This window comes from Bradyrhizobium archetypum, assembly GCF_013114835.1.
GTDB classification, from domain to species: Bacteria; Pseudomonadota; Alphaproteobacteria; order Rhizobiales; family Xanthobacteraceae; genus Bradyrhizobium; species Bradyrhizobium archetypum.
The window spans coordinates 137268-159596 of record NZ_JAAVLW010000003.1; the positions used below are offsets into that span (position 1 = coordinate 137268).

20 protein-coding genes are annotated in these 22329 nt (G+C 64.4%); 10 read left to right on the forward strand and 10 right to left on the reverse strand.

Annotation, left to right across the window (positions count from 1 at the left end; translation table 11 throughout):
• Positions 1-58 precede the first annotated feature (58 nt).
• From HCN50_RS09295 to HCN50_RS09310, 4 genes are all read right to left on the reverse strand, one after another.
• Positions 59-1531, reverse strand: a complete 1473-nt coding sequence (locus tag HCN50_RS09295; protein ID WP_171709349.1) for a L,D-transpeptidase family protein — start codon at positions 1529-1531, stop codon at positions 59-61.
• A gap of 284 nt (positions 1532-1815) precedes the next feature.
• On the reverse strand, positions 1816-2778 hold the full coding sequence (locus HCN50_RS09300; protein WP_171709350.1) for an acetyl-CoA carboxylase carboxyltransferase subunit alpha: 963 nt from the start codon (positions 2776-2778) through the stop codon (positions 1816-1818).
• A 200-nt stretch (positions 2779-2978) separates the two neighbouring features.
• Complete coding sequence (gene xerD, locus HCN50_RS09305) at positions 2979-3938, reverse strand: site-specific tyrosine recombinase XerD (protein WP_171709351.1); 960 nt, start codon at positions 3936-3938, stop codon at positions 2979-2981.
• Between the two features lie 69 nt (positions 3939-4007).
• Positions 4008-4154 carry a histidine kinase gene (locus HCN50_RS09310; RefSeq protein ID WP_171709352.1) on the reverse strand — a complete coding sequence of 49 codons (147 nt, stop codon included), beginning with the start codon at positions 4152-4154 and terminating at the stop codon, positions 4008-4010.
• 142 nt (positions 4155-4296) lie between these two features.
• Between HCN50_RS09310 and HCN50_RS09315 the strand changes: the two genes are divergently transcribed.
• The 3 genes from HCN50_RS09315 to HCN50_RS09325 all read left to right on the forward strand — a co-directional run bounded on the left by HCN50_RS09315 (position 4297) and on the right by HCN50_RS09325 (position 7485).
• Positions 4297-4932, forward strand: a complete 636-nt coding sequence (locus HCN50_RS09315; RefSeq protein WP_171709353.1) for a shikimate kinase — start codon at positions 4297-4299, stop codon at positions 4930-4932.
• Entirely contained in the window at positions 4929-6071 is a 1143-nt protein-coding gene (gene aroB / locus HCN50_RS09320) for a 3-dehydroquinate synthase (protein ID WP_171709354.1), read from the forward strand. The genes HCN50_RS09315 and aroB overlap by 4 nt, the downstream gene beginning before the upstream one ends.
• A gap of 67 nt (positions 6072-6138) precedes the next feature.
• Positions 6139-7485, forward strand: a complete 1347-nt coding sequence (locus tag HCN50_RS09325) for a hemolysin family protein (protein ID WP_171709355.1) — start codon at positions 6139-6141, stop codon at positions 7483-7485.
• Between the two features lie 21 nt (positions 7486-7506).
• Here the strand turns inward: HCN50_RS09325 and HCN50_RS09330 are convergent, their stop codons facing one another.
• Complete coding sequence (locus HCN50_RS09330) at positions 7507-7950, reverse strand: hypothetical protein (RefSeq protein ID WP_171709356.1); 444 nt, start codon at positions 7948-7950, stop codon at positions 7507-7509.
• A 185-nt stretch (positions 7951-8135) separates the two neighbouring features.
• Positions 8136-8414, reverse strand: a complete 279-nt coding sequence (locus HCN50_RS09335) for a BolA family protein (protein WP_171709357.1) — start codon at positions 8412-8414, stop codon at positions 8136-8138.
• Positions 8415-8523: 109 nt separating this feature from the next.
• On the opposite strand from HCN50_RS09335, the gene HCN50_RS09340 reads away from it, so the two are divergent.
• Positions 8524-9171 carry a J domain-containing protein gene (locus HCN50_RS09340; RefSeq protein WP_171709358.1) on the forward strand — a complete coding sequence of 216 codons (648 nt, stop codon included), beginning with the start codon at positions 8524-8526 and terminating at the stop codon, positions 9169-9171.
• A gap of 141 nt (positions 9172-9312) precedes the next feature.
• Here HCN50_RS09340 and HCN50_RS09345 read toward each other — a convergent pair whose 3' ends face one another.
• Positions 9313-10404, reverse strand: coding sequence for a citrate synthase/methylcitrate synthase (locus HCN50_RS09345; RefSeq protein ID WP_171709359.1), 1092 nt, complete (start codon positions 10402-10404; stop codon positions 9313-9315).
• Positions 10405-10478: 74 nt separating this feature from the next.
• On the opposite strand from HCN50_RS09345, the gene HCN50_RS09350 reads away from it, so the two are divergent.
• Positions 10479-11693, forward strand: coding sequence for a citrate synthase family protein (locus tag HCN50_RS09350; protein WP_171709360.1), 1215 nt, complete (start codon positions 10479-10481; stop codon positions 11691-11693).
• Positions 11694-11695: 2 nt separating this feature from the next.
• Here HCN50_RS09350 and HCN50_RS09355 read toward each other — a convergent pair whose 3' ends face one another.
• On the reverse strand, positions 11696-12334 hold the full coding sequence (locus tag HCN50_RS09355; RefSeq protein WP_171709361.1) for a DedA family protein: 639 nt from the start codon (positions 12332-12334) through the stop codon (positions 11696-11698).
• Between the two features lie 305 nt (positions 12335-12639).
• Between HCN50_RS09355 and cobS the strand changes: the two genes are divergently transcribed.
• The 5 genes from cobS (at position 12640) to HCN50_RS09380 (ending at position 19325) form a co-directional block, all read left to right on the forward strand.
• Positions 12640-13638: a cobaltochelatase subunit CobS gene (gene cobS / locus HCN50_RS09360; RefSeq protein ID WP_171709362.1), complete on the forward strand. Its 999-nt coding sequence runs from the start codon at positions 12640-12642 to the stop codon at positions 13636-13638.
• Positions 13639-13773: 135 nt separating this feature from the next.
• The gene (cobT, locus tag HCN50_RS09365; protein ID WP_171709363.1) at positions 13774-15678 is read left to right on the forward strand and encodes a cobaltochelatase subunit CobT; all 1905 of its coding nucleotides are present in this window, start codon (positions 13774-13776) and stop codon (positions 15676-15678) included.
• 4 nt (positions 15679-15682) lie between these two features.
• Positions 15683-16750, forward strand: coding sequence for an esterase-like activity of phytase family protein (locus tag HCN50_RS09370; protein WP_171709364.1), 1068 nt, complete (start codon positions 15683-15685; stop codon positions 16748-16750).
• Between the two features lie 87 nt (positions 16751-16837).
• Positions 16838-17950 (forward strand): NADH:flavin oxidoreductase/NADH oxidase, encoded by a 1113-nt coding sequence (locus HCN50_RS09375; protein ID WP_171709365.1) that lies wholly within the window; start codon positions 16838-16840, stop codon positions 17948-17950.
• A 274-nt stretch (positions 17951-18224) separates the two neighbouring features.
• The gene (locus tag HCN50_RS09380) at positions 18225-19325 is read left to right on the forward strand and encodes an LLM class flavin-dependent oxidoreductase (RefSeq protein ID WP_171709366.1); all 1101 of its coding nucleotides are present in this window, start codon (positions 18225-18227) and stop codon (positions 19323-19325) included.
• Positions 19326-19443: 118 nt separating this feature from the next.
• On the opposite strand, the gene HCN50_RS09385 is transcribed toward HCN50_RS09380, so the two are convergent.
• Together HCN50_RS09385 and HCN50_RS09390 are read right to left on the reverse strand one after the other, a co-directional pair.
• Positions 19444-20568 (reverse strand): DUF2336 domain-containing protein, encoded by a 1125-nt coding sequence (locus HCN50_RS09385; protein WP_171709367.1) that lies wholly within the window; start codon positions 20566-20568, stop codon positions 19444-19446.
• A gap of 352 nt (positions 20569-20920) precedes the next feature.
• Entirely contained in the window at positions 20921-22207 is a 1287-nt protein-coding gene (locus HCN50_RS09390; protein WP_171709368.1) for a T6SS phospholipase effector Tle1-like catalytic domain-containing protein, read from the reverse strand.
• Between the last annotated feature and the right edge of the window lie 122 nt (positions 22208-22329).

The window sequence follows — 22329 nt, forward strand, 5'->3', positions numbered from 1 at the left end:
ATATGGGTGGCTGCTCGCTGCGGCGACAGCCACGGGAAATGTCTCTGCGACAATTGCGCTACTTCACCGCGCCAAAGCGGCTGTCGAACGAATTCGTCGACACGATCGGCGCGGAGCCTGCGACCTGATTGTCCTTGGCGGGGGCGGCGCTATCCGACACCGCCGGTTTCAGCGGCGGACGGGTGGCGGCAGCCTGCTTGGCGTCGGGCTTCGGTGCCGTGGTCTTCGCCGCGGACGTGTCGGGACGCGGTGCCGCCTTGGCCTCGGGTGCCTTCGGCTTGGACGGCGGCGTGCTGGCGGTAGCGTCGGCGGCGCCACCGAGACCCACTTTACGAGCGAGGTTGGAGAAGAAGCCGTCATCCTGCGATGTCGGCGCCGCATTGGCGACCCGCGTCGGCGCTGGGGCGGCGGCAGGCGCAGCCGCCGGCGCAGCGGCCAGTTTCGGCTGCTCGGGCGGACCCATCAGCAGGTTTTCGGACGGAGCTTTCGGCGGATTGACGTGGGACGGAACCGTGCCGGGTGCGCGCGCCATCAACGAAAGGCTGGAGCCATCGCCGGGTTCTGAAAGACCGGTGCTACCCTCGGGCACGCGTGCCGCGAACACCTTGTGCATGCCGCCGTCGATGCCGGTGTTGATCCGCGCGACGGGAGTCCCCTTCGCGATCAGCCTGGCGGTTTCGGCAAGGTCAGTCGCCTGCTTTTCGCGCACGGCATCGGCGATCTCGTCGGGGATGACATAGGCCGGGCATTTCGCCGAAGCATCGAACACCGGATCCTTGGTCGCGTTCGGCGGCTTGGCGGCGTCGAACACGTATTTCTTTTCGCAGAAATCGACCTTCGGCTCCTGCCGCGTCACCTCGAAATGATCGTTGCCTTCCTTGATCATTTTCCAGAACGGCATGTTCGGGTTGTTGCGGTGCTTCGCCAGGTTGGCCGGCGTCATCCGGAACGGATAGGCCTGCAACTGGAACGACTTCTGGCCGCCGAAGAAGGATTCGCGGCCAAGCGAATAGATTTCCGCGATCTGCTCGTCGGTCATCGCGTAGCAGCCGCGCGAGGAGCAGTCGCCATGCACCATCAATTGCGAGCCGGTGCGGCCGAGCGCCTTGTCGAACGCGTTGGGGTAGCCGGTGTTGAAGGAGAGGTAATAGGCCGATTGCGGATTCATCTGCGCCGGCGAGATCGAATAGAAGCCTTCCGGCGCCTGACGATCGCCTTCACGGATCTTGGGGCCGAGATCGCCCGACCAGCGGCAGATCGGATAGGTCTTGAGCAGGGCAAAGCGGCCGGAGCGGTCCTGCTTCCAGATTTCCAGCTCGGCTTCCTGCTTGAACAGCCGGACCAGGATCGGCGACTGCAGATCCATATCCTTTGCCGCCATATCTGCGACCAGTTTGGGCGGCACCGGCTGGTTGGCCTTGGCGTTGTTGGCCAGGGAAATATCGTCGCCGTTGCAGCCGGATATCAATACGCCGGTGGCCATGAGGGCAACCGACGTGACAAGCGCGCGAACCAGCGAGCGGTTAATCAAAGGCTAAGCTCCACACCCACCGGGCATTTTCGCACCCCAAATCACAGCGACATGCCCTGAAGCCATTGTCTAAAATATTAGCCATCGCCCCACTGCGCCGCAACCCGAACGAGACCGTCCAGCGGCTGCCACGGCAGGCATGGTCAACAGAAACTAAAGACCGGTCTCGGGGCCTAATTGCGGCCGAATCAAGCGCCCTGGCGAAAATAATGGCCGTTTAGAGGTCATTAATGAGTGCGGCGGGTAGGCCGGGCGCATCAAGCTAAATCAGATGCGGGGCGCAATCAGCCGAGCTTGCGGCCGATATCCAGGAATTTCTGCCGCCGGTGCCGCCGGATGGCATCCGCATCGAGGGTGCGGAGGTCGCTAAAGGCCTCGGCGATGGCATCGCCCGTCGCTGAAATCATGGCGGCGGGATCGCGGTGGGCACCACCCGAGGGCTCTTTCAGGATTTGATCGATCACGCCGAAGCGCAGCATATCTTGCGCGGTGATCTTCATGTTGGTGGCGACTTCCTGGGCCTTGGTGCCGTCGCGCCACAGGATCGAGGAGGCCGCTTCCGGCGAGATCACGCTGTAGATCGCGTGCTCGAACATCAGCACCTTGTTGGCGGTGGTGATGGCAATGGCGCCGCCGGACATGCCCTCGCCGGTGATGATCGCCACATTGGGGACGCCGAGCGAGAGGCAGGTGTCGGTCGAGCGCGCGATCGCTTCCGCCACGCCGCGCTCCTCGGCGCCGATGCCGGGATAGGCGCCGGCCGAATCGACCAGCGACAGCACGGGAATGCCGAAGCGGTCCGCCATCTCCATCAGCCGCACGGCCTTGCGGTAGCCTTCGGGGCGGGCCATGCCGAAATTATGCTTGATGCGGCTATCGGTAGTAGCGCCCTTTTCCTGGCCGATCACGCAGATGCTTTCGCCGCGGAAACGGCCGAAGCCGCCCATCAGCGCCTCGTCGTCGGCGAATTTGCGGTCGCCGGCGAGCGGGGTGAATTCGGTAATGAGCGCGCCGACGAAATCGGTGAAATGCGGGCGCTGCGGATGGCGAGCCACCAGCGTCTTCTGCCAGGGCGTCAGATTGGCATAAAGGTCTGCCAGCGCCTGCTGCGCCTTATCCTCGATCCGCGAGATCTCGTCGCCGATGTCGCTGCCGGACGCTGCCAGCGCGCGCAATTCATCGACCTTGGCTTCAAGCTCGGCGACTGGTTTTTCGAAGTCGAGATAGCTGCGCATCTGATCCGGCATCAAGGCAATATAGGTAACAACGCGCTATGAGGCGAAGCGGTTTTCGCTTCGCTCCAGGAAAGCACGCATCTTCAATGATTTAGCGCGCATCTCGGCCGGGCGACCCCGGTTGTTCCGAAAGCGCGCCAAACAAGGCCGCGGGCGGGACGGCTGTTTCGGGGGAGAAGCCGCGGAAGTCAAGGCGGGTGTTGGTTCGAAGGTTACTTCTCCGCCAGCGGGTGCAGGTCCCGCACCAGGCTTTTCAGCCGCTCCTCGACCACATGGGTATAGATCTGGGTGGTGGAGATATCGGTGTGGCCGAGCAGCGTCTGTACGATGCGCAGGTCCGCGCCGTTATGCAGCAGATGGCTGGCAAAGGCGTGGCGTAGCACGTGCGGGGAGACCAGCCGCGGCGCGAGGCCCGACGCGGCCGCCAGTTCCTTCAGGTCGCGGGCGAAATGCTGCCGTGTCAGATGGCCGCTCTCGCCGAAAGAGGGAAACAGCCATTTCGAGATGGTGGCATCCTTCTTCCCGGGCCGGAGCGCTTCCATCGCGGCGAGATAGTCGGCCATCGCCTGCCGCGATGCCTCGTTGAGCGGCACCAGCCGCTCCTTGTTGCCCTTGCCGCGCACCATGATCATGCGGGCATCGCGCCGCGCGGCCGACAGCGGCAATGCCACCAGTTCCGAGACGCGCAACCCAGTGGCGTAGAGGATTTCCAGAAGGCAATGCAGCCGCATCGCACGCAGCCGCTGCTGTGGCGAAGCGTTCTCCGCCGCCGTCACTTCCTTGGCCCGCGTCAGCATGCGGTCGACGTCCGCTATCGATAGCACCTTCGGCAGCCCACGGCCGCGTTTCGGGCCGGACAGGATCGCCGCCGGATCGTCGGTGCGGATGCGCTCGTTCAGGAGAAAGCGGAACAGGTGGCGCATGGCCGACAGGCGGCGCGCCACGCTGGAGGATTTGAAGCCGCGGGTATCGAGGTCGGCGAGGTAATCGCGCAGCACATCCGTTCCGGCGCTGGTAAAGCCTTTTCCCTTACGCCCGAGAAACTCGGAAAAATCCGTGAGGTCGCGGCGATAGGCATCGAGCGTGTTGACGCCTGCTCCCTGTTCCGCCGCGAGCATGTCGAGGAACAGGTTAATCAGTTTCTCGTCTTTGGCCGTCTTGCTGGAACGCATTACCCCGACATCTCCGTAAGTGAGATGCCTCTCCCCCGAGTCGGTCTCTCACCAATCAGACGATAGCGGCTATTTCTTGAGGAACTTGTCTGCGGGGATGGTGACTGTCATTTCCCGGGGCTTTGGGGTGACGAAATTCGCCAGCGCAAAAATGACGCCATAGATCACCCCGGCGATGATGCCGACGACCGTCAGAAAGCGGAACAAACTGGGCATAGAGGGCTCAGGGCGGCGAATTAACCAATGAAATCATCCAACATGTTCCTCTTCCCCTGGCAAGAGTCTCTGGCAACGGCGTCAAAGGGGGTAGTATAGGTGTCGCAGCGCCGGCCAAATCGCGCAAAAGAGCAGAGTTTTGATGTCCGAGACCGCCGCATCGGCACCAACGAGCCCTACCCAGGAGGCCGACATCACGTCGGCGCTGGGAAGGCGTTCGCTCGTGCTGGTCGGCATGATGGGGGCCGGCAAGTCCACCATCGGCCGGCGGCTGGCGGCCCGGCTCGGCTTGCGATTTCTCGACGCCGATATCGAAATCGAGGTGGCCCACGCGGGCATGACGATCCCGGAAATCTTTGCAACCCACGGGGAGCCCTATTTCCGGGATGGCGAGGCGCGGGTGATCGCGCGGCTGCTCGACAGCGGGCCGGCTGTGATTGCCACCGGCGGCGGCGCCTTCATGCGCGAGGAGACCCGCAACCGCATCCGCGACAAGGCGGTCTCGATCTGGCTCAAGGCGGATGTCGACGTCATCATGAAGCGCGTCAAGCGCCGCGCCGACCGGCCGCTGCTGCAGACCGAGGATCCCGTTGCGACCGTCAGCCGTCTGCTCGAAGCGCGCGAGCCGGTCTATCGGACCGCCGACCTGACGATCGCCTCGCGCGACGTGCCGCACGACCGCATCGTCGACGAATGTATCGATGCCTTGCGTGCCCGGCTGTGCGCAGGCGGCCCTTCTGCCCAGCCGACAACCGACGGGATCAGCGTCACGCCATGACTGCGCCATTGAAACATTCCGCCGACATCACGGTCGACGTCGCGCTCGGCGAGCGGACCTATGACATTGTCATCGGCCGTGGCGTGCTGCAATCGCTGGGGCAGCGCGTTGCCGCGCTGCGTCCGGGCGTGCGCACCGCTGTTGTCACCGATCACACCGTGGCGCAACACTGGCTGGAGCCGACCGAGCGCTCGCTGGCGGAAGCCGGCGTCCCGATTTCGCGCATCGTCGTCGAGGAAGGCGAGGGGTCAAAGACCTATGCCGGTCTCGAAAAGGTCTCCGAGGCGCTGATCGCGGCCAAGATCGAGCGCAACGATCTGGTGATCGCGCTCGGCGGCGGTGTGGTCGGCGATCTCGCCGGTTTTGCAGCCGCGATCCTGCGCCGCGGCGTCGATTTCGTGCAGGTGCCGACGTCGCTATTGGCCCAGGTCGATTCGTCGGTCGGCGGCAAGACCGGCATCAACTCGCCGCAGGGCAAGAATTTGCTCGGCGCCTTCCATCAACCGGTTTTGGTGATCGCCGACACATCCGTGCTCGACACGCTCTCGCCGCGCCAGTTCCGCGCCGGCTACGCCGAAGTCGCCAAGTATGGCGTGCTCGGCGACGAAGCCTTTTTCAGCTGGCTCGAAGCCAACCACGCCGACATCTTCTCCGGCGGTGCAGCGCGTGAGCACGCGATCGCGACCTCCTGCCGCGCCAAGGCGGCGATCGTCTCCCGCGACGAGCGTGAAACCGGTGAGCGCGCGCTGCTCAATCTCGGCCACACATTCGGCCACGCGCTGGAAGCCGCGACCGGTTTTTCCGACCGCCTGTTCCACGGCGAAGGTGTCTCCGTCGGGATGGTGCTGGCGGCGGAGTTTTCAGCGCAACTCGGCATGATCTCGGAGGCCGACGCCACCCGCGTCGAACGCCACCTTGCGTCCGTCGGCCTGCCGACCCATTTGCAGGACGTTGCGGGCTTTGCCCAGGAAGGGCTGGCCGATGCCGACGCCTTGATGGCGCTGATGGCGCAGGACAAGAAGGTCAAGCGCGGCAAGCTGACCTTCATCCTGCTGCAGGCGATTGGCCGCGCGGTGGTCGCAAACGATGTCGAGCCCGCGCTGGTTCGCGATTTCCTGCAACAGAAGCTGGCGGGATGAAGACGGCCCTATCCGGACGCAGCCTGGTGCAAGCGTCGCGCGGGGCCGCGGCCGCCACGAGGCATATATGAGTTCGACCGCGTTCAATCTGCTGCTCGCGATTTTGCTGCTCGCCGCCAACGCGTTTTACGTGGCGGCTGAGTTTGCGCTGGTTAAAAGCCGCGGGTTTCGGATCAGGGCGATGGTCGAGCAGGACCGCTTCGGCGCCCACCTGCTGCATGGCATGATGGGCAATATCGAGGCCTACCTCGCTTGTTGCCAGCTTGGCATTACCATGGCTTCCCTCGGCCTCGGCTGGGTCGGCGAGCCCACGGTTTCGGCGCTGCTCGAGCCGCTGCTCGTTCCACTCGGCATGTCGGAACGCACGCTGCACTTCGTGTCGTTTGTGGCCGGCTTTCTGGTGTTCTCCTCGCTGCACATCGTGATCGGCGAGCAGGTGCCGAAGACGTTTGCGATCCGCCAGCCGACGCCGGTCTCGCAGTGGATCGCGTACCCGCTCTATTTGTCCTATCTGGTGTTCTATCCGCTGAACTGGCTGCTCAATACCGCCTCGCGCGGGATCCTGCGCATGTTCGGCGTGGAGGAATCCTCGCAGCATGAAATCCTCACCGACTCCGAGATCGAGGGGCTGGTGGAGGAATCGGCCGTGCACGGCGGCATCGAAAGCGGCGAGGCCGAATACATCCACAACGTCTTCCGTTTCGGAGACCTCGCCGTCTCCGACGTCATGGTCCATCGCACCGCGATGGTGATGATCAATGCCGACCTGCCGCCGGACGAATTGGTGCGCGAGGTGCTGGCGACCGAGTACACCCGCATTCCGCTGTGGCGCGACAAGCCCGAGAACATCATCGGCGTGCTGCACGCCAAGGATCTGTTGCGCGCGATTCGTGCGTCCGAAGGCGACACCTCGCGCATCAACGTCTCGGCGATCATGCTGCCGCCCTGGTTCGTGCCGGAGATGCGGCCCTTGTCCGAGCAGTTGAAGGCGTTCCGCCGCCGCAAGACCCACTTTGCGCTCGTCGTCGACGAATATGGCGAGGTCGAAGGCATGGTGACGCTGGAAGATGTTCTGGAGGAGATCGTCGGTGATATTTCGGACGAGCATGACGTCGTGGTCGCCGGCGTCCGCGTCCAGGCGGACGGCTCCGTGGTGGTCGACGGATCGGTGCCGATCCGCGATCTCAACCGCGCCATGAACTGGCATCTGCCCGATGAGGAGGCGACCACCGTTGCGGGCCTCGTGATTCACGAGGCGCGTTCGATTCCCGAGCGCGGCCAGAATTTCACTTTCCACGGCTGCCGTTTCCGAGTGCTGCGTCGCGAGCGCAACCGCATCACCGCGCTCAAAATCACGCCGCTGCCGCGCGAGGCCGAGGAGCCGAAGCCGAAGCGGGCAGGGACGGCGTTCTGAACGAAGCGCCGCCGGTACCAGCTATTCAATATCAATGGTGACGCCGGAGAGTTTCCACTGGCCATCGGAGGGAATGAAGCCGAGCTGATACTTCACCTTCTTGGGCGTGGTGTCGAAGCGGCCTTTCAGGCGCAGCACGCCCTTGTCGTCGATCCTGGCGTCCTCCTCCGGAATGACGGCGCTGGCGACGATCGCGTCGAACACCGCGTGCTTTTCCACCAGGTCTTTGAAGACGGTTCGCAGCTTCTCCGGCGGAAACTGATCGCGGAACGGCTTTGAAATCTTGGCATGGAGGACGGTGAAATTGTCCGATGCCACCGCGTCGTTGAGCGTGACGAGTATGCTCTTGATCAGCACTTCCTGGACAAAGGGGCTCGGCATGTCCAGCGCCTGCGCCTTGGCCGGGAAGACCGCAACCAGCAGTGCCACGGCGGCGGCCCATTGGAAGCGTGCCCAATATCGCATCGGACGACCCCATCGACCTGCGATGGCATCGCCGTCAGCCCGACCCCGCGTCGGAGCGGAACCTGATCCATCGCTTCCGTGATTGTCTCACAGTTGCGAATACGGTTCTACCGTCCCTGCCGATCTTCACAGGAAGCTCTCGGTGCTGCCAGAATTACGAGCTTCTCGCGGCAGGTTTGCCAAAATCACCCGCCGGTGGTTTCTCCGGGCGTCTGCGCCTTGATTGCGAGCGCATGGACGGAGCCCTCAAGTTCCGCTGCCAGCGTCGCATTTACCATGCGATGACGTTCAATCCGGCTCTTCCCTTCGAAGGCCGGAGATACGATATAGACCCTGAAGTGCGTCTCGCCGCCAGGCCGGTGGCCCGCATGGCCTTCATGCAGATGCGATTCGTCCGCGACATCGAGGCTTTCCGGCAAGAAAGCTTCACGCAACTTGTTTATGATAATGTCCTTGGTGCTCATGATGGCGGCAGATAATTCCGTGTCTGCTTTCCGTCAATGGTGCATCCGAACGGAGGTATTCGCAATGTCAAGACTTGAAGCCTTGCGCATTGCGTAGTCAAAGTCAGCCATGCCGATTGATTCATCCAAGTTCTTCGATTCCATTCGCATCAAGCCCAACAAGGTCAGCGCGAAGGCGCAGGCGCGTGCGAATGAAGAATCCGCCATGTGCGAGTGGGCGGGCTGCCAGAACAAGGGGCCGCATCGCGCGCCCAAGGGCCGGGAGAATTCCCGCGAGTATTGGCACTTCTGCCTCAACCACGTCCGCGAATACAATCAGTCCTACAATTTCTTCCAGGGCATGAACGCCGATGCCGTCGCGCGCTACCAGAAGGATGCGCTGACCGGTCATCGCCCGACCTGGAAGATGGGCGCCAACACCGCCGGCAAGAAGGGCAAGCAGCCGAGCGCTGAGGATTTTGACGGCGCCGCCGATCCGTTCAGCATGTTCTCCGAGCTCAACGGCCGTGGCCGCTGGCGGCCCGGCCCGGGCGCGCAGGCCAAGCCCGAGACGCGGAAGGTGATGAATGCGGAGCGCAAGGCGCTGCAGGTGATGGGGCTCTCTGCCGAGGCGACGCTTGAGGACGTCAAGGCCAAGTACAAGGCGCTGGTCAAGCAGCACCATCCCGATGCCAATGGTGGCGACCGCTCAACCGAAGACCGCCTGATCGAGATCATCAAGGCGTATAATTACCTGAAGACGGTAGTGCGCGCGTAAGCGCTGAACGCAAATCTCCCGTCGTCGCTGCGAACGCAGGGACCCATACGCCGCGGCTTCTCGATTTTACTCCGCCGGTCGACGGCCTTCGCGCAATAATCCGCATTCGTGGTTATGGGACGACAGCGGAGATCGTGACGGCTATCTCGGCATCGCCCCAATATACGCCGAACTCGGCCGGATCAGCCGTCCGCCGCGCTGCTGCTCGCGGGCGTGCGCGGTCCAGCCCGCGGCGCGCGCCACCGCAAAGATCGGCGTAAACGCCTGCCGCGGGATTTTCAGCGCATCGAGCAGGATGGCGGTGAAGAACTCCACATTGGTATCGAGCGGCCGGTCCGGATTTTTTTTCCGTAGGGCGCCGCGGATATAGGCCTCGACTTCGCCCGCGAACGGCAGATCGGTGCCGCCTCCCGCGAACCGCTGGATTGCATCTTTCAGCACGTCGGCACGCGGATCGCGGACGCGATAGACGCGATGGCCGAATCCCATCAACCGCTCGCCACGGGCCAGCGCGCTGTCGACCCACGGCTTGATCCGTTCGGTCGAGCCGATCGCATCCAGCATTTCCAGCACCGGCTCCGGGGCGCCGCCATGCAGCGGGCCTGTCAGCGCGCAATAGCCGGCGGTGACGGCGGCGAACAGATCCGCCTGCGTCGAGGCCACGACGCGCGTCGTGAAGGTCGACGCGTTCATGCCGTGATCGCACACGGTGACAAAATAGGTGTCGAGTGCGGTGATCTCGCGCGGCTCGGCCTTTCGGCCGCGCAGCATCGACAGCGTGTCGGCCGCATGGCCAAGGGTCGGATCGGGCGCGATTGGGTCATTACCCTTGGCCCGCTGCAGCAGTGCGCCCGCAATCACGGGTAACGCGCCAACGATGGTCGCTTCAGGCTCAAGTCCGTTCTCGCCGCGCAGGCCAGCGACGGCTGCACGAAAGCCGTCGACAATCGATAAGCCACGCGTTGCCGACAGCAGTTCCGGCAACCGTGCGAATGCGCGTTCCCGCGCTGCACCGAGCCTTGAGCGCACATCGGCTTCGCTAAGCGACGTGCCTGTCGCCGCGTTCCACAGCCGCGCGGTGACGCCCTCGAAACTCGATTTGCCTGCGAGGTCGCCGACCCGTTCGCCCGCGATGATCAGTTCGCCGCGCTCGCCGTCGACATGGCTGAGCACGGTCTCGGCGGCCGGAATGCCGTCCAGGCCGATCGGGGTCTTCGAAAGCTGCATATTCATGAGGGCTCTCCTTTGCTCGTCGTCAAAGGTCGGGCCTCTCGACAGATTGATCAATCTTGATTATGTAAATCATCATGAAAAAATCCGCCGGCCTTTACCTCTCGGCCCGCGAGGCCTCCGCCGAACTCGCGATCTCGCAGGCCACCCTCTACGCCTATGTCAGCCGCGGACTGATCCGCTCGGAGCCGTCAGAGGATTCCCGCAGCCATCGCTACCGGGCCGAAGACGTCCGCATGCTGAAGGAGCGGCGTACGCCCTCGCCGGAGCCGCGCGGGCTGCGCAGCTTCGACGCCGATCTGCCGGTGATGGATTCGGCGGTCGGAACCATCACCGAGGACGGCGCGATCTATCGCGGCGTCAACTGCATCGATCTCGCCGAACGCGATACGCTCGAACATGCCGCGACGCTGCTGTGGGACGTGACCGTTGATCCATTCGACCAGGACAATTGCCCTGTTGTGTCGGACGAAATGCGCGCTGTCGCCGAGGCCACGCGCAACGCCAATGCGATCGATCGCGCCGTCGCCGTGCTGGCGCTGGCGGCAAGCGCCGACCCGCGCGCCTTCACCCGGGCGCCCGACGGGCGCGCGATGGTCGGCGGCCGCATTATGCGGCTGGTGGTTGCGACCATGTTGAACGCGAAATCATCGGCAAAACCGCTTCATTTGCAGATTGCCCGCGCTTGGGCGCCGGACAACAAACACGCGCCGGATCTGATCCGCCGCGCGCTGGTGCTGCTGGCCGATCATGAGCTGAATGCCTCGACCTTCACCGTGCGCTGCGCCGCCTCGACCGGCTTGAACCTTTATGACGCCGTCATCGCTGGCCTCGTCGCACTCAAGGGTCCGAAGCATGGCGGCGCCGGCGTGCTGGCGGCGCAGCTTCTGAAGGCGCTCGCCAATAGCGAGGTCGCGCCCGTGATCCGCGAGCGCGTCGCGCTCGGCGAGCGTTTCGCGGGCTTTGGTCATGGGGTCTACAAGCATGGCGATCCGCGGGCGCGGGCGCTGTTGGAAGCACTGGCGCGCTCCGGCGCGGATCGCAAATTCACCCATGAAATTCCCGAGCGCATCGCGGAGGCGACCGGTGAGTTCGTCAATATCGACTATGCCCTTGCGGTGCTCGTGCACACGCTCGGCCTGCCGCCCGGCCATGAGCTGGTGCTGTTTTCCATGGCGCGCACGGTCGGATGGATCGCGCATGCCTGCGAGCAATTGCGGCATGGCCGGCTGATCCGGCCCCGCGCGCGCTATGTCGGCCCTGCACCGGGGCGCAGCCCGGTCCGCGTCTGATCCTAAGGGCTCTTTGCCATCCGGCGTCGGCGCAGGGTCCAGATGCCGAGGGCGGTGATCGCGACCGCGAACACCGCCAGGATCCACAGATGTTTGCCGGCGTGCTGGTGATGCGGCAGGCCGGCATATTCATGCAATGCCGAAACCGCGAACACGCCCGGCAGCACATGCGCCAAAGCCCAGGCAAGTACCGCGGGAATATTGACGCCGAAGAAAAGCGCCGGCGACATTCCGAGCGCGCCGGCCGTGATCGGCACGAAGGCGCGGATCGGCGGCACAAACCGCGCGAACAACACGGCCAGCGTTCCCCAGCGCTGGAAGAATGCCTCGCTCTGCGCCACGACGCCTGGATATCTCGACATCGGCCACGCCGTGAGAATCTCCTGTTGCGAGCGATGCCCGGCCCAGAACGCCGAGCCGTCACCGAGCACGGCGCCGGCAATCGCCGCCGCCAGCACACCCCACAGCTTCAGTTCGCCGCCCGGCACCAGCGCGCTCAAGGCAAGGATGATGGTCGAGCCCGGCACCAGCGCGCCCGCAACCGGGATCGCCTCCAGGAGCGCTGCAAGAAACAGCGTCAGATAAGCCAGCCACGGATGGGCTGAAACGAACGCAATCACGGGATCGAGGAAAGAGGTCACAACTTTGCCGTCCGGTAGGCAGCCACCCCAACTCAGAGCTATCAAGCCCGGGCAGGGACCGAAAGTGCCGTCAGAACTGTGACCTTAAGCCCCGTACGGTGTCGAAGCCGGCAAAAGTGCGGCGCGATTCGCAGGGCAGCCCTCCAAAAAGCTGATACAGAGCCTATCTCAATGATAAGGCAACGGAACTTTGATTGCGCCGCGGGCTTCTGCCGGCCCTTGCTCTCTGCTAGGTTGGTGCCAGCCCCCATCCGCAGCCATTCACCAGATCTGGTTTCGGGAACGCCCGGGACCTCGGAGGATTGATGACGACCGCCGCCATGAGCAAAGTTGCAGAGCCCGTCGGATTGCCCGACATGAAGGTGTCGGTCCGGCAGGTCTTCGGTATCGACAGCGACCTCGAAGTTCCGGCCTATTCCGAAGTCGACCCGCATGTGCCGGAAGCCGATTCGGATTACCGCTTCGACCGCGCCACCACGCTGGCGATCCTCGCCGGTTTCGCCAAGAACCGCCGCGTCATGGTCACCGGCTATCACGGCACCGGCAAGTCGACCCACATCGAGCAGGTCGCGGCGCGCCTGAACTGGCCCTGCGTCCGCGTCAACCTCGACAGCCACATCAGCCGTATCGATCTGGTCGGCAAGGACTCGATCGTCATCAAGGACGGCAAGCAGGTCACGGAATTCCGCGACGGCATCCTGCCCTGGGCGCTGCAGCACAATATCGCGCTGGTGTTCGACGAATACGACGCCGGCCGCCCCGACGTGATGTTCGTGATCCAGCGCGTGCTGGAAATCTCCGGCCGTCTGACGCTCCTGGACCAGAACAAGGTGATCAAGCCGCACCCGGCGTTCCGCCTGTTCGCGACCGCCAACACGGTCGGCCTCGGCGACACCTCGGGCCTCTATCACGGCACCCAGCAGATCAACCAGGGCCAGATGGACCGCTGGTCGATCGTTACCACGCTGAACTACCTGGCGCATGACGAGGAAGTCGAGATCGTGCTTTCCAAGGCGCGTCACTACCGCACCCAGGAAGGTCGCGACATCGTCAACAAGATGGTGCGGCTGGCCGATCTCACCCGCAACGCGTTCGCCAATGGCGATCTGTCGACAGTGATGAGTCCGCGTACCGTGATCACCTGGGCGGAGAACTCCGAAATCTTCGGCGACATCGGCTTTGCGTTCCGCGTCACCTTCCTGAACAAGTGCGACGAACTCGAGCGGCCGCTGGTGGCCGAGTTCTATCAGCGCTGCTTCAACGCGGAGCTGCCGGAGTCCGCAGTCAACGTGGCGCTCAGCTAGCTGTCGTCCCTGCGGACGCAAGGGACCCATACATCGTGACGTCTCGGTAGCGCGACGGAGCTAGAGTTTGGAAGACAATGATCGCCGGTGGTTGTGGCTCCCTGCGCTGGCAGGGACGACGGCGGTGAGGTGGTAATGACGACGTCGAATTCCAAATTTCGTACCGGATCCAAGGAAGCGCCGACCGAGCCGTTCAAGCGCGCAGTGTCATCCTGTCTCAAGGCGATCGCGAAGGTCCCGGAGCTGGATGTGACGTTTGCGGCCGAGCGTCCCGGTCTCGCGCCGGGCAAGGCGCGGCTGCCGGAGCCCGCTCGCAAGATGACCAAGCGGGATGCGTCGATCGTGCGCGGCCACGCCGATTCGATCGCGCTGAAACTCGCCTGTCACGATCCCAAGGTGCACCGCAAGCTGATGCCGGGAAATCCGCAGGCGCGCGGCGTGTTCGAGGCGGTGGAGCAGGCCCGCGTCGAGGCGATCGGTTCGCGCCGGATGGCGGGGGTGGCGAAAAACCTGACCGCGATGCTCGACGATCATTTCCATCGCGGCAAGTATGACGAGATCACCGACCGCGCCGATGCGCCGCTGTCGGATGCGCTGGCCATGCTGGTGCGCGAACGGCTGACGGGACTGGCGCCGCCGACCGCGGCCAAGAAAATGGTCGACCTCTGGCGGCCGGTACTGGAGGACAAGATCGGCACCAGGCTCGACAAGCTGAGCCGTGTTACCGAGGACCAGGCGAAGTTCGGCGATCTCGTGCACGATCTCTTGTCGGCGCTCGACCTCGGCGATGAGCGCGATGCCGACGCCGATGACGACGAGAACGACGACGAAAACCAGGACGGCGAGAGCGACCAGTCCGGCGCCGAGGGCTCGCCGGATTCCGACGCCGCGCAGGAAATGAGCGCCGACCAGGCGCAGGCCTCCACCGACGAGATGTCGGAAAGCGCGATGGAGAGCGCGCAGGCCTCCACGTCGGATACGTTCGACGACGGCGAACTCGGTGACGACGAGACGCCGGGCGAAGCGACGCGGCCGAACACGCGTGGCGCCAACGAGCCGCGTGGGCCGGAATATCATGCCTTTGCGCCGAAGTTCGATGAAGTCATCGCGGCTGAAGACCTCTGCGACCATGACGAGCTGGAACGCCTGCGCTCCTATCTCGACAAGCAGCTCGCCCATCTGCAGGGCATTGTCGCGCGGCTCGCCAACCGCCTGCAGCGCCGCCTGATGGCGCAGCAGAACCGCGCCTGGGAATTCGACCTCGAGGAAGGCATCCTCGATCCCGCACGGCTGTCGCGCGTGGTCACCGATCCCTATCATCCGCTGTCCTTCATGCATGAGAAGGAAGCGACCTTCCGCGACACCGTGGTGACGCTGCTGCTCGACAATTCCGGCTCGATGCGCGGCCGCCCGATCACGGTGGCGGCGACCTGCGCCGACATTCTCGCGCGCACGCTGGAGCGTTGCGGCGTCAAGGTTGAGATTTTGGGCTTCACCACCCGCGCCTGGAAGGGAGGGCAGTCCCGCGAGGCGTGGCTCGCCGCCGGCAAGCCGGCCAATCCCGGACGCCTCAACGATCTCCGCCACATCATCTACAAGTCCGCCGACGCGCCGTGGCGCCGTTCGCGCAAGAATCTCGGCTTGATGATGCGCGAGGGGCTGTTAAAGGAGAACATCGACGGCGAGGCGCTGGACTGGGCGCACAAGCGCCTGCTCGGCCGTCCCGAGCAGCGCAAGATCCTGATGATGATTTCGGATGGCGCGCCGGTCGACGATTCCACGCTGTCGGTCAATCCCGGCAACTACCTCGAGCGGCATCTGCGCCACATCATCGAGGAGATCGAGACCCGCTCGCCGGTCGAACTGATCGCGATCGGCATCGGTCACGACGTCACGCGCTACTACCGCCGCGCCGTCACCATCGTCGACGCCGAGGAGCTCGGCGGCGCCATCACCGAGAAACTCGCCGAACTGTTCAGCGAGACCCACGGAGCCGCTCCCGTCACGGGCCAGCTTCGGCCGCGGCGGTTGCACTCGTGAGCGCATGCCTCCGCTGATAGGCCGCCGCCGCCTTCTTAAATACGCTGCGGCGGGGCTTTCGATGGCAGCCGTGCCCGGCGCGGCATTGGCGCAGACCGCGGTTCAGCGGCCGCCGAAGCAGACCGCTACAGACGAATTCTCCGTCAGTGCGCCGGTTTCGATCGAGGTCAATTCCCGGCCGCTGCCCTCGTTCGATACCCGCGACCGCTCGCGTGTGCGGTTCGGCGAGCTCGAATATCGCAGCGGCCTCATTCTCACCTCGCGCTTTCGCGGCTTCGGCGGGCTGTCGGGCCTGCGGCTAGACGCCAAGGGCGAGCGCTTCATCGCCATCAGCGACAAGGGAGGCTGGTTCACCGGGCGTATCGTCTATAAGGGGCGCGAGATGACCGGGCTCGATGATGTCGAGGCATCGCCCATCCTCGGTCCCAACGGCAAGCCGATCACCGCGCGCGGCTGGTACGACACCGAGGCGCTCGCGCTCGACGGCTCGCTGGTCTATGTCGCCCTCGAGCGCGTCAATCAGATATTGCGGTTCGACTTCGCCAAGGGATTTACCCGCGCGCATGGCGAACTGATTCAGTTGCCGCTGGGCGTGCGCAAGCTGCCCTACAACAAGGGAATCGAGGCGCTTGTCGTGGTGCCGAAGGGCTTGCCGCTGGCGGGAACGCTGATCGCGATCTCCGAACGCGGGCTCGACGCGCAGGGTAACATCACGGCCTTCCTGATCGGCAGGACGCTTTCGCTGTTCAGCATTCGCCGCAGCGACAATTTCGACGTCAGCGACGCGGTGCTGCTGCCGTCCGGCGGACTGTTGCTGCTGGAGCGAAAATTCTCCTGGCTCGGCGGGGTCGGCATCCGCATCCGCCGCGTCGCGCTGGCCTCGATCGCTCCCGGCGCGGTGATCGATGGCCCATCGATCTTCGAGGCCGATCTCGGCAATGAGATCGACAACATGGAAGGTATCGACGTCCATGTCACGGCTGAGGGCGACACCGTGCTGACGCTCGTTTCCGACGATAATTTCTCGATGATCCAGCGCAATCTGCTGCTGCAGTTCACGCTGGTGGAGTAGGGGTGGGTTGCAGCTGGCGCGGTTGAGCGGCGAGCGCGGGATCGCTACACAATAGGGCTCGGTATCTTCCGGTTCGGATAATTCTCCATGAGCGCTTTGTTTACCCCGATCAAGCTGCGCGGCCTTACCCTCGCCAACCGCATCATGGTGGCGCCGATGTGCCAATATTCGGCCATCGACGGCGAGGCCAACGACTGGCACTTCACCCACATCAATTCGCTGGCGCTGTCGGGGGCTGGCGTCTTCTGCATCGAGGCGACCGCGGTGGAGGCGACGGGTCGCATCACGCCCGGCTGCCTCGGCCTCTACAATGACGCCACGGAAGCAGCATTGAGGCCGATCCTCGCCTCGGTGCGCAAGCGCTCCGAGGCCGCCGTGATGATGCAGCTCGCGCATGCCGGCCGCAAGGCGTCGAGCCACCGGCCGTGGGACGGCGGGCAACTGATTCCGCTCGCCGAAGGCGGCTGGCGGCCGGAGGGACCTTCGGAGATCCCGCACAAGGAGGGCGAGCCGCCGCCCGTTGCCCTTGATGCCGCAGGCCTTGCCCGCGTGCGCGACGCCTTCGCCGCCGCTGCGAAGCGCGCCGAGCGGCTCGGCATTGATGGGATCGAGGTGCATTCGGCGCACGGCTATCTCCTGCATCAGTTCCTGTCGCCGATCGCCAACCGGCGCACCGATCAGTATGGCGGCTCGTTGGCGAACCGCATGCGCTTCCCGCTCGAGGTGTTCGACGCGGTGCGCGCGGCGTTCCCGCATGACAAGCCGGTGGGATTGCGCGTCTCCTGCACCGACTGGGTCGAGGGCGGCTGGGATCTGCCGCAGACGATTGAGTTTGCGCAGGAGCTGAAAAGGCACGGCGTCGACTGGATCGACGCATCCTCGGGCGGCGTCTCGCCGCTGCAAAAAATTCCGCTCGGCCCCGGCTACCAGGTGCCGTTCGCGCAGGCGATCCGCGAGGCCACCGGGCTGACCACCATCGCCGTCGGGCTGATTACGGAAGCCAAGCAGGCCGAGGAAATCGTCGCCTCCGGCAAGGCCGACATGGTCGCGCTCGCGCGCGCGATGCTCTACGATCCGCGCTGGGGCTGGCACGCTGCCGCCGAACTCGGCGGCGAAGTTTTCGCCCCGCCGCAATACTGGCGCTCGCAGCCCTCGACGCAAAAGGCGCTGTTCGGCGCCACCACGTTCGGAACGAGGTAGCGCTCCGCTTCCCTTCTCCCCTTGTGGTAGAAGGTGGCGCGGACGAAGTCCGTGCCGGATGAGGGGTTTGCCTCCGCGGAGAGAGCCCCTCATCCGCCTTCTGCTTCGCTACAGCACCTACTCCCACAAGGGCAGAAGGGAAGTGCACGTCACTCCGCCGCGCGGACCTCTGCCCATCCAATTCGTCATATCTCGGCCACATGCCACGAGTGCTATGCTTTCGCTTGCGCGCGACAGACGCGCTTTCAATAACAGCACATAGCGAGGACGCCCCATGGAGATCGGATATTTCACGATGCCGTCGCATCCGCCGGAGTGCGGGTTGAAGGAGGGCCACGATTGGGACCTGCAGACGCTGCGCTGGCTCGACGAGCTCGGCTATCAGGAAGCCTGGATCGGCGAGCATCACACTGCGCCCTGGGAACCGCATCCCTCGCCCGATCTCATTCTCGCGCAGGCATTTTTGCAGACCAAGAATATCCGCCTCGGCCCCGGCGGCTTCCTTCTGCCCTATCACCACCCCGCCGAACTCGCCAACCGCGTCGCGATGCTCGATCATCTCTCCGGTGGACGGCTGAACTTCGGCGTCGCCGCAAGCGGCCTGCCGAGCGACTGGGCGATGTTCAATGTCGACGGCATGTCCGGCCAGAACCGCGACATGACGCGCGAGGCACTCGAGATCATCCTGAAAATGTGGACCGAGGACGCGCCGTGGACCCACACCGGCAAGTTCTGGACGGTGAGCAAGCCCGACACGATGTTCGATTTCCTCAAGCCCCATATCAAGCCGTTGCAGGCGCCGCATCCGCCGATCGGCGTTGCCGGTCTCTCCAAGGGCTCGGACACGCTGAAGCTCGCCGGCGAGCGCGGTTACATCCCGATGAGCCTCAATCTCAATCCGGCCTATGTCGGCAGCCACTGGGAATCGGTCGAGATTGGTGCGGCGAAAACCGGGCGCAAGCCGAAGCGCAGCGACTGGCGGCTGGTGCGCGAGGTCTTCATCGCCGACTCCGACGAGGAGGCGTGGCGGCTGTCGGTCGACGACATGATGGGCCGGATGATGCGCGAATATTTTCTCCCCTTGCTCGGCCATTTCGGCTTCAAGGATTATCTGAAGGCCGCGCCCGACGTCGCCGACTCCGACGTCACCGTCGAATACTGCGCCCGCAACAACTGGATCGTCGGCTCGCCTGCGACCGTCACCGAAAAGATCGAGCGGATCTATCACGAGGTCGGCGGCTTCGGCACGCTGCTCGTGTTCGGCTTCGACTACAAGCACAAGCCCGAGGCCTGGCACAATTCGCTCCGCCTTCTCAAACAGGAGGTGATGCCGCGGCTCAAGCACCTCGACGCCGGAGTGGCGAGAGCGGCGTGAGCCGCTGCCGTCATTGCGAGGAGCAAAGCGACGAAGCAATCCATCTATCCCCGTGCGGAGAGGTGGATTGCTTCGCTGCGCTCGCAATGACGCTGGACGCAGCGTCGTCCAAATCTCTCTAATGTGTTTGCGGCTTAGCGTCCGCAGCGCGGACTTGCCAGAATTTCAGGAGGCGGCGGGCGTTCTCCAACGTCAGCTTAGCATATTGCTCTTTCGCTTTCGCCAGCTCGTGACGACCCATCGAGCCCGAAGCGAAGCGGGCCTCGAGCACCGCGGCGACCGTGTCCCAGTTCAAGCCGGCGACGCGGCAGGGAATCAATACGCCATCGTCGCGCAGGCTCTGCATCACCGGGCGGATCACCTCGACGCTCGAGCCGGACAGTTCGGCAAGCGCTGCGACCGTCTCGGCATATTTGCGCTCTTTCGCAAAGGCCAATAGCGCCGGCTCGCTCAGCTTGCCGTGCTTGGCGAGAGCCGTGACGAAGCGGCGCGCGGCGGCGAAATCGCGCGTGCGCGACATTTCGCGATGGGCGCCGGTGGACGCGGCCGCGATCGCGCTGCGGATTTCCTCGAACAGATGCGGCGGCGCGCGCGACAACAGCCGCGTGCGCACGACCTCGGTGGCGTTCTGCAGCAATTGCCGGCGCTGCTGGGCCGGCAGGTCGACGCGGATGCCGGTCTCGACCGCCAGATCCGGATCGCTCTCGGCCTGCTTCAGCACGATGGCGTAGCCGGCCGCCGACATCCGCGCGCCAGGATTGGTGACGAGCCGCCGGCTGACTGAGGGATAATGGCGCTTGAGCAGTGCATCGGTGACGATCTCGGTCAGCCACCAGCGCCCGGAGATCGCCAGCAGATGCTGCTCGCCCTTGGTCTGTGCGAGTTCTATCAGGTCCTCGGCGGTCAGCCGCGCCGATTCGGTCAGCACGGGGCGCGCGATCGAGATTTCGTCATTGTGCGCAAGGCGGCGGATCACGGCCGCCGGCGCCTGCTTGATCGAGGCGAGCTGCGTGCTTAGTTCGGCGAGCGCAATGCGCGCGGCAACATCGGCCAGCGCGCGCAGCTCGATGGTGCGGATCAGCCGCTCCAGCACGTCGCCGAACAGCTCGATCTGCTCGCCGGAATAGCCTTCGGCGGACAGCAGAAACAGGCCAGTGACCTGCCTCAGCGCATCCAGATGTTTTTCCGCCGAGCCGGCCTCGATGGCCGCCTCGACCTCGTCGGTGATCGATCGTATCAGCATCGCTCGTCCTGAGCGTTTCCAGCCGGTTCTGGCCGCAGATAGATGAGAATAGGGTTGAGAGTTAAACGATCCGTAAACCATTTCGGTCCCGCCGCGGCAGGAATGCGGCCGTAGGATTGCGGAGGCGGTCGGCCAATGGCCGAGTGAGGCAGTGTTGTGGAGACAGCGGGGGCCTGCATCCTTCGAGACGGCGCTTACGCGCCTCCTCAGGATGAGGTTCGACACCCTCATGGTGAGGAGCGCGGCAACGCCGCGCGTCTCGAACCACGTGGCCCCCACTCCTTCAACGTCATTGCGAGCGCAGCGAAGCAATCCATGCCTCAGCGCCGGGCCAGGTACTAGCCTCCCCCGCCTACGCTTCCTCCGTCGCCTCCGCGCTCGCATGCGCCGGCGGCACGGGCATCGGGAATTTCTCGTAGTGCTTCGGCAGGTTCACCGGCCGGTAGCTTGGCATCGCGTCCATCCGCTGCAGCGCGGATTCATGGATCACGGCGCCGTCGGGAATGAAGCGCGGCTCGGCGTCGGGGATGTAATAGCCGAAATAGCTCTGCCGCGCCGGCCATTCCTTGTAGGTTGCGCGCTTCGGCAGATATTCGAGCAGCCACCACGCGCCGCGCAGCGACTCGTGCAACTCGCCGCGCACATCAGGCGCGACGTAGGAGAACGGGCTGCCCTTGCGCTGGATGCCCCAGGCGAGCTGGTTCACCGTGGCCTGGTTGACCCTGATCCCGCATTTTGTCGCCTCGTCGATCATCCAGAGCAGCGGATATTTTGAAATCCCGCTTTGCTTCTCCGGATAGCCGCCGCCGATATCGGCATGGACGCCGGCGAACCACACCTGCAGAATATCCTGCGGCTCGGCATTGATGTCGTTGAAGCGGTTGTGCCGGAAGGTTTGTGGATCGTCCCACTTCTTCAGGCGGAACATGCAGCGCCGCTCGTCGATCGAGATCGCCTGGCGGAACGTCTGCACGCTGGGGTTTGAAATCGTGAACGCCAGCTCCTCCAGGCTCGGCCAATAGAAGCGATCGGCCCGTGGCACGATCACGCTGGCGACCGTATCCCAGACGCCGACGAAGCGGATCGTCGGCCAGCGCGCCGAGGTGATGCGCGCGAACTGCGCTGCGTTGTCGAAGGCGGTCTGCGGCAGCGGGCCGCCCGCGTCGCCGGCATCGCTGAGCAGCTTCATCTCGCGGCGCAGCTTCGGCGCCTCGTCCGAGGAGAACTGCTTGTAGGCGATCAGCCCCGAGCCCGCGAGATTGACCTGCTCGGGCGTGATCAGGCCGATCTTGTGAATGAGCCCCGCCAGCACCCGCACGGTATAGGCGCCGCGGGAAAAGCCGAACAGATAGATCTGGTCGCCCGGATGCCAGTTCGCGACCAGGAAGCCATAGGCCGCGAGCACGTTGTCGTCGAGCCCATAACCGGTGGCGAGCCCGAGGATGGCGTTGAAATCCTGCTTCAACTTGTGCCACGGGTCCGGCCGCTCCAGCGTGCCGACGCCCGGATCGTAAAACACCAGCTGCCGCGGCTCGGTCTTCTCCGTCTTGCGCAGGCAGCGATAGAGCTTGAGCACGTTGGAGATGTTCTCGGAGATCTCGTTGCCGGTGCCGTCGCAGCAGATGATGATGTTGCGCATGGGGGGCTCGCGGGGGAGGGGGATGCTACCTTGGCGAGTATAGCATAAGACTCGGCGTAGTTCGAGGTTCTGGCCCTTTCGCGGGTTTGGCTGTCGGGGTCAAATGGCGCGGCAATCACCGA